1 protein-coding gene is annotated in these 286 nt (G+C 63.6%); it reads left to right on the top strand.

Annotated features, from left to right (window positions below; genetic code table 11):
- Positions 1 to 286, top strand: a 286-nt coding sequence (locus tag ACYPXD_RS28835; RefSeq protein ID WP_459719730.1) for a hypothetical protein, incomplete at both ends; no start/stop codon positions are given.

Raw genomic sequence — 286 nt, forward strand, 5'->3', positions numbered from 1 at the left:
GCTTGACGCGTTGTCGCCGTCGCTGATCCGGCTGACGAAGAAAGCCGCGCAGACGACGCGCGCGATCATGCCGGCCAGCGGCGACGACAGTTACGCCGATCTGATGTTCTGGATCGAAGCGTTGCATCGCAGTGTGAGCGAGCACAGTCGCGACCGGCAGCAACTTGGCGCCGTGCCGCAGCTTTTGCAAGCACGTCTGCGCTCGCTGGCCGACACGTCGCGCGAGATGGCGCTCGGTATGGACTTCTCGTTTCTGCTCGACCAGGATCGCAAGCTGCTGTCGATC

This window comes from Paraburkholderia sp. 2C (genome assembly GCF_054589215.1).